A 6,936-nucleotide genomic window follows, 5' to 3' on the forward strand; every position below is an offset into this window, starting at 1 on the left:
CCCACGTCAGCCAAGTATCACTATAGTCAAAAAATACGACATTGGTAAGACAGTGTGTCCAAAAAGTACTTTTAATTCTGAGTGTTGCGCGATGCAGCATGGACGCAGTGCAACAATGTCGCAATCGGCAGATCAGCTGGGCGTCTGCGCGGCCAACGCAGCCAAGCCTTGTTGCGTTGCAACAGGAGGGTTCCATTCAAGCGCTCGCAGCGCAGCGGGATCGGCCACAAGCGAGTTGAAGAGCGCGCCGACCTCCATTTCCGGCTTCAAAGCGGACAGGGTCGCTTTCAGAAGGGGTGGCGGTACGTAGAAAAGCCCAGCCCTGCGACCAAGCCCCTGCCGCAGAGCGCCGATGATCTCGGCCACGTTGAGCGGTGCCGGATCAGCCACGATAAAGGGACGATTCAGCGGCGCTGACGTTGTCAGAAGTCGGTCAACGGCCTCGACCAGATTTTCGAGCCCCAAGAGCGAGCGACGGGCTTTCAGGCCAGCCAGCGGCAGAGGGTAGGGGCTGCGCGCCAGTTTAAGAAGTTTCGCGATATTGCCGCCCGCACCAGGGCCGTAGACAAGAGCTAGCCGAAGGGCGGCCCATTCTAGTCCGGTTTCGGCAAGCCCATTCTCCGCCTCAAGCTTCGATCGGCCATACGCATCGGTGGGCTGCGCTTCTTGGCCATCAGTGAGGACGCCCGCCGCCGTAGGGCCGGCCTGGGCACGGATAGAGGACAAGAACAAGAAACGCTTCACGCGTGCGCGCTTCGCAGCGTTGGCAAAACGAACCGTCGCTTCCGTATTGAATAGGCGATAATCGTCCTCTGGAATGCCGGTCGCGGTGCGGGGTATTCCGGCTGAATGGATCACCGCATCGACGTCGGCCAAGGCCTCGGACATATTGTAGGGCTTGGCGATGTCGCCGATAAGGACGCTCGCGCAGGATTCCGGCATCTCGGTGGGTCGTCGCAGCAAAACGCGGACGCGGTAGCCCCGGGCCGTAAGCCCGCTGAGGAGATGCTGGCCAATGAAGCCCGTCGCGCCGGTGAGAGCTACCAGCGGTTTGCGCCCTGGCTGTTGAACCGTTGCGCTGGACATGCTGATCCACAGGTTCCGTGTCGAGGCGCGAGGCCGCCTTCAGATCCTGAAGTTCACATCGATAATCGGGCAGGAGCAAGCCACTGCATGGGCGAGACCTGACGCGCGCTTAGTTTGCTGGTCCACCCAAGGGAATGGTGACGGTTACGTAGCCCGCATCGCCTTCAAGGCGGTTTTCGACATCGAATTCGCGGTAGTACTTAAGGTTGGTCAGGACTGGGACCTGGCCCAGCTGGAAGTTCATATTCACGACCGGACCGATCGCAGACACCCGCCCTGCAAACGACCCTAAGCGCGCGCCTGGGCCGCTGTCGCCCGTGACTTGGTCATAGTAGTAGCCATTGACGCCAACGGCGAACTGCTTCGAGAAATTCTGAACGACGGCGTATTCGAGGTGGAACTCACTGCCGCTCTTGTACTGCGTGGTGGGGTTTTCCCAGTTGTAGGTGATGCCCGCCATGGAGGAGACCTCAAGGCCGATCTTGGGGTCCAGCCAGGTGAAGGCCGCGGCGTTGTCGATTGCCCAGCGATTGAATCCGGCGTTGGCCAGATTGCCCTGTTCCCAGAAACCCGTTGGGGTATTCACGAGCGTGTGCGTCTTGAAGTGCCAATTGCCGTAATGCCAGCCGAGCATGAAGCCCGGCACAAGATCGCCAAAGCGCGTCTCCTGATCTCCAATGCTTCGCGAAATAGTTACGCCGAACGGCGGTGGGAGCGAGAGGCTTGCGCCTGCATCCACATCCTTGTGGATGATCGGGATGAGCATGAGGAACCCGATATTGGCGCCCAGCACCTTGTTGGGGGCGACCCAAAGAGGCGCTGGCACGTTGCCATAGACGCCGCCTTCGACGCCACCATCTAGAATGAGTCCGGCGCTTTCAAACGCAAAGTCGGTGCTACCGGAATAGAAGTAGTTGTAGTCGATTACGTATGTGCCGGGCGGGGGCAGAATGCCTGCGTTTGTTGTCGTGGACCCAAGTAGATAGAACCCAGCGCCACCTTCGACCGCTGTCGCCCTGTCCGGCGATGCGACCAGTAGGCCCATGAGGGCCATGGCAGCGGCTGTTATGCGCATTCTCATCGCCAGCCTCCCTGAATCTCGGTCCATGCTTTTTTTGTATGGACTCACTTGGCTACAGGATAGCCGCAAGGGAGCTTTACCGGTGTGCCTTTGGAGACACAGTACGGGAAATGATTTCCGTCGGTGCCGCGTGGAGAGCCGTCTAATGGGATGCCGAGACCGTAATCCGGCGGATCGGCGGTCACGCCGTATCAGCGGCACAGGCCAAGGGCGCGCATGGGCCGGCAGTCTGCTAGGCTTTACGTCACATGAGAGGAACTCGCGGAGGGCTACGCGTATGTCATTCGGCAGAACGCTAATCGCAGCGATCGTGATGCTGATTGCATCCTTTCCGGTTCGGGCGGACGACACACCTGACCCGCTGCCTTCTTGGAACGAGGGCAGCCTAAAAGCGGCGATCCTCGACTATGTGGCACGTGTGACGACCCCGGGCAGCCCGGACTTCGTCCCTCAACCGCAGAGGATCGCTACGTTTGATAACGACGGCACGCTCTGGGTCGAGCAGCCGCTCTATACGCAGTTCGTGTTCGTCGTCGACCGTGTGAAGGCGGTGTCCAACCAACATCCGGAGTGGAAAAAGAAGGAGCCGTTTAAATCTGCGTTGGACGGCAACACGAAGAAGCTTCTCGGTTACGGTGAGAAGGGCCTCATGATGCTTCTAACGGCAACTCACAGCGGCATGACGACTGTAGAATTCAACGACATTGCTTCCGCGTGGCTCAAGACGGCGAAGCACCCGAGATTTGATCGCCTCTACACCGACCTCACCTATGCACCGATGATCGAACTACTCGATTATTTGCGCGCCAACGGCTTCACGACCTTTATCGTCTCGGGAGGCGGCACGGCTTTTATGCGCGCGTATACGGAGCAGTGCTATGGCATTCCGCCTTGGCAAGTCGTTGGCTCGTCCGGCGAGACGGAGTTTCGCTACTGGGACTCGAGTCCGACACTGGTGAAACTGCCGGAACTGTTATTCTTTGACGATGGGCCGGGTAAGGCGGAGGGCATCAATCACTATATTGGCCGTCAGCCAATCTTCGCCTTTGGCAACTCAACTGGCGACAAAGAAATGCTCGAATGGACAGCCAACTGCAAGGGGCTGTGCTTCATGGGGCTTGTCCATCACGACGATGGGAAGCGGGAGTACGACTATGGACCCGATTCCGATGTGGGTCACTTCCCCGTTGAGCTGATGGAGTATGCCCTGGCGAATGGCTGGAATGTCGTCAGCATAAAGAACGATTGGAATCGGATCTTCTCGTGGGGCAAACCAGAGACCAAGCCTTCCGCCACTCCTTTACAGTAGAGGGGGGCGCCGGAATGACACCGTGGCTTGTCCTCGTATCGGGCTGGATCGAAGTTCTGTTTGGTGCGTCGGCGATGCTCGCGCCATCCATGGTTGTTGCTAGTATCGGCGGATCCGGTTTGGACGGTCCGGCAATGGTCATGGTCCGCGTTTTGGAAGTGGCGATCTTTGCCATTGGCGTAGGAGCGCTACTCGGTCGAGATTGGTCCGCGGCGACGGATGGTCAGAAGACGGCGTATGGTCTCGGGTCTTATGCGGCGATCTCGCTCGCCCTCTACAATGTTATTGCAGCGCCAGTGCTGGTCCTTGGCGCCGTTGAGTCGGGTGGCGCTGGGCTCTGGGGTGCGGCGTTGCTACACTCTATCGTTGCAGTTCTCTTCGTATACGCATTTGCGATGCAGCGCTGAAAAGTTAAGCCTGCTGCTGAAGAGGTGATGCAGCACCCTAGAAAACGCAGACCGGTTTACGGTAGTGTATTGTGGTTGAAGGAAAATCGCGCTTCCGCGCTATTTCCTCGGGGGACATCTTGAGTAAGCCACGTTTTGCGTATGCCGCACGGACTATCGGCGGGCTGCTCGCACTTCTCATCGTTGGTTCGCTGCTGGCGAGTTGTGCCTCAGTCGGCGGTCGCAAAGCCGTCCCACTTGGGCTTGAGGACAACGCGCAAGTCTCCGGCATGCAGGCGGAGACGATCCGTTTTTGGGGCGATGAACTCCCGCCGAACACGGCCGAATTTCGTGCGAAGCGCGCGGCTCAGCTGACCCGTAGCCGTCCAGAATTTCGGGGTGGCGGGCGCCGACCTGTTACGAACTCTTTGGCCTTGTCCGGCGGTGGTCCGTTGGGGGCCTATGGCGCCGGCGTTCTCGCGGGATGGACCGCCGCAGGCACAAGGCCCAAGTTCGACATCGTGACGGGCGTTTCGGCTGGTGCGCTGACGGCTCCATTCGCGTTCCTCGGACCCAAATATGATCCAGCACTGAAGCACGTGTTTACGGAGTCGCACACGAACGATATCGCGGTTCTGACGCCAGTTAGGGGTCTCCTGGGTGGAAGTGCGATGTCTAGCAACGCGCCGCTCGCGAAGATCATTGCGCACTATGTGACGCCGTCCTTCCTTGCTGAAGTTGCGGCCGAGCATCGCAAAGGCCGCCGGCTGTTGATTGGCACCACCAATCTCGATGCGGGCCGCCCTGTGATCTGGGACATGGGAGAGATTGCGTCGAGCGGCCGCCCAGGCTCCGTCGAATTGTTCCGCGAAGTGCTCTTGGCGTCTGCGGCCATTCCGGCGGCTTTTCCACCTAGCTTCATCAAGGTGAACGCCGACGGCTACAGCTACGAAGAAATGCATGTTGACGGTGGAACGACGCGCTCGGTCTTCCTCGCGCCGACAGAGCTGACATTGTCGGGAACGGATGCGGCGCTGGGTGTCCGACCAGTCCGGCGCTTCTACATCATCATGAATGGCTGGGTGACGCCCCAACGCGACGCCGTAAAACCGCGCACTATGGCCATTGCGGGACGCGCTGTGTCGACCCTTCTCAAGAACCAAGGCGTTGGTGACCTCTATCGCCTCTACGCGTTCTGCAAGCGAAACGGCATCGACTACAATTTAGCCTATATTCCCGGTGACGTTCAGGACACAAGCACCGCGCCGTTCGATCCGGTCTTCATGACCGAGCTTTATAATGTGGGTAGCCAGATGGCGCGCCGGGGCTACCCCTGGCAGAAGCAGCCGCCGGAGCTATAGAGACGTTTTCCGGCTTTCCAATGTCTGCGATGGGCCAGAACCAGCCCTAAGGTTGTCTGATAACGAAGTCCCATTTGCTTGCCCAAGCCGCGCTCACTTGTTCAAGCATCTGTTTTAGCTTCGTCCCAAAAGCGAACTTTACTGCCCATGGCTAGCGTCGGGTGAGCATACCAATCAGAAACCCCAAACCTAATGCGACGGCGATAACAAGGATTGGGTTCCGCTTGAAGGCTTTATCAGCCTCATGAAGGGCTTCTTCTGCTGTTGAGCGGGCGCGAGGAAACTGTTCCTCAGCAATGCGTTCGACTGTCGAAGATAAACTCTGGATCCCAGAGCGAAGCGCTGCAATTTGCTCTTCAAGGCTAGACTCTATCGAGCTGGTCCAGTCTTCGATTTCTTTTCGAGCTCTTTCCTTTGCGTATCCGTAGCGCTCTTGGATCATCCCCTCGAGCTGATCGCGCCGACCAGCAATCGCGGTGAGGTCGTCGTCAGTGAGCTTCCCCCATCGCTCCTTAGCCCTGCCTTTTATCTGTTTCCAGTTTCCTTCGATCCGCGTCCAATCCATGTGGACCTCCTCCGTTGTCAGACTTCACGCATCAAGCGCATCAGACCTCACGATCCTCGGAAGCGCGTGGTCTGGTGAGTAAAAACGTGCGCATGATTTGGCTTTTTGCAGGCTGACGCCTTGATTTGAGGCAAGCGGCTTCGTTCGGCCACCGCGACGAGCCAGCGGCGATTACTTGGTCTCACGGAGCGCCTCAGGCGACAGATGGGCCGTGAGATCGTGATCAGGCGTGTTGGTTAGATCCTTTTGCAAAGTGCATTTGAGAGCAGACGCGAGCGTGGCAGGCACTGCACGACGAAATTCGCCCACCACCTTCGGCGGGGCGACCAGGACGAACTGGTCGAACGACCGAGCCGCGTGCGCTCGCCCGATCTCCGCGACGACTAAGCTCACGAAGCTCCGCTTTTCGGCCTCGTGCAGGTCTAACCGCGGCTCGAGACCATGCCGGCTAGAATCGGCGCTTTCGAAGACCCGCCCTGGCCGATCGGCAGTCATATCGCGGCTCTGCTTATGCAGGCTTGAAGATTCAAAACTCGACGCGGTCCTAAACCGGCCTTGCGAATCACGCTCGATGAAGCGCGCACGGCCACCATCGGCGATCACATATAATAGTCTAGCAGTCTTCATGCCTTCGTGCCCGATGAGGGGGGCCTGGACGGGCTCCCTGAACTCCCAAAAATAGAGGACTTACGCGAACCGAGGGTGCCTTGTGTCTCGATCCTACACGGTGGATGTCGGCCGTCTCCTTTTCGGCGCCCCGATGATATACTCGTCTGCATATACATGCCGCAAAATCAGTGGGACTTGATCACCGTCAAAGATACTAGCACGCGCTTACGCATATCGTGCCGCTGAACAGTGTCGGGTTAGAGAAGATGATTACCTTAGAGGACTGCGTGGCTATGTGTGGCCTCACCGAAGAAGAAGTGCTCGCCATCGCCGAGCACGAGCATATCCCCGAAATGGCTGCCACCGCGCTTGCCCAATACCTAACCGATCAGGATCATGGCGAGGAGAAGATCCGTGACATGATTGTTGACGATATCCGCGCGGGCCAAGCGCGCAATGATAGGCAGCATGTCCTGTCGCTTCTCCACGTGCTCCACCACTTTTTGAGGACGCATCCGGAGGCTAGACCCCAACAGCAT

General features: G+C 58.4%; 7 protein-coding genes and 1 pseudogene. 4 read left to right on the forward strand and 4 right to left on the reverse strand.

Translation table 11 applies throughout. From position 1 onward, the window contains the following. Positions 1-132 precede the first annotated feature (132 nt). Together AC33YF_RS01250 and AC33YF_RS01255 are read right to left on the reverse strand one after the other, a co-directional pair. Positions 133-1,086 carry an NAD-dependent epimerase/dehydratase family protein gene (locus tag AC33YF_RS01250; RefSeq protein ID WP_491775376.1) on the reverse strand — a complete coding sequence of 318 codons (954 nt, stop codon included), beginning with the start codon at positions 1,084-1,086 and terminating at the stop codon, positions 133-135. Between the two features lie 109 nt (positions 1,087-1,195). Continuing rightward, positions 1,196-2,167 (reverse strand): SphA family protein, encoded by a 972-nt coding sequence (locus tag AC33YF_RS01255; protein ID WP_491775377.1) that lies wholly within the window; start codon positions 2,165-2,167, stop codon positions 1,196-1,198. 277 nt (positions 2,168-2,444) lie between these two features. Between AC33YF_RS01255 and AC33YF_RS01260 the strand changes: the two genes are divergently transcribed. The 3 genes from AC33YF_RS01260 (at position 2,445) to AC33YF_RS01270 (ending at position 5,223) form a co-directional block, all read left to right on the forward strand. Continuing rightward, on the forward strand, positions 2,445-3,476 hold the full coding sequence (locus AC33YF_RS01260) for an HAD family hydrolase (RefSeq protein ID WP_491775378.1): 1,032 nt from the start codon (positions 2,445-2,447) through the stop codon (positions 3,474-3,476). A 14-nt stretch (positions 3,477-3,490) separates the two neighbouring features. Next, positions 3,491-3,883 carry a hypothetical protein gene (locus AC33YF_RS01265; RefSeq protein WP_491775379.1) on the forward strand — a complete coding sequence of 131 codons (393 nt, stop codon included), beginning with the start codon at positions 3,491-3,493 and terminating at the stop codon, positions 3,881-3,883. Positions 3,884-4,002: 119 nt separating this feature from the next. After that, on the forward strand, positions 4,003-5,223 hold the full coding sequence (locus AC33YF_RS01270) for a patatin-like phospholipase family protein (RefSeq protein ID WP_491775380.1): 1,221 nt from the start codon (positions 4,003-4,005) through the stop codon (positions 5,221-5,223). Between the two features lie 367 nt (positions 5,224-5,590). Here the strand turns inward: AC33YF_RS01270 and AC33YF_RS01275 are convergent. Both AC33YF_RS01275 and AC33YF_RS01280 read right to left on the reverse strand, forming a co-directional pair. After that, a pseudogene (locus tag AC33YF_RS01275) lies at positions 5,591-5,788 on the reverse strand (CsbD family protein); the annotation flags it as partial. Positions 5,789-5,959: 171 nt separating this feature from the next. Further along, a complete protein-coding gene (locus AC33YF_RS01280; RefSeq protein ID WP_491775381.1) occupies positions 5,960-6,415 on the reverse strand; it encodes a host attachment protein in 456 nt (151 codons plus the stop codon). Between the two features lie 275 nt (positions 6,416-6,690). On the opposite strand from AC33YF_RS01280, the gene AC33YF_RS01285 reads away from it, so the two are divergent. Then, positions 6,691-6,936: hypothetical protein (locus tag AC33YF_RS01285; RefSeq protein ID WP_491775382.1), on the forward strand; the 246-nt coding region annotated here is incomplete at its 3' end.

It is taken from the genome of Methyloceanibacter sp. (assembly GCF_058506495.1).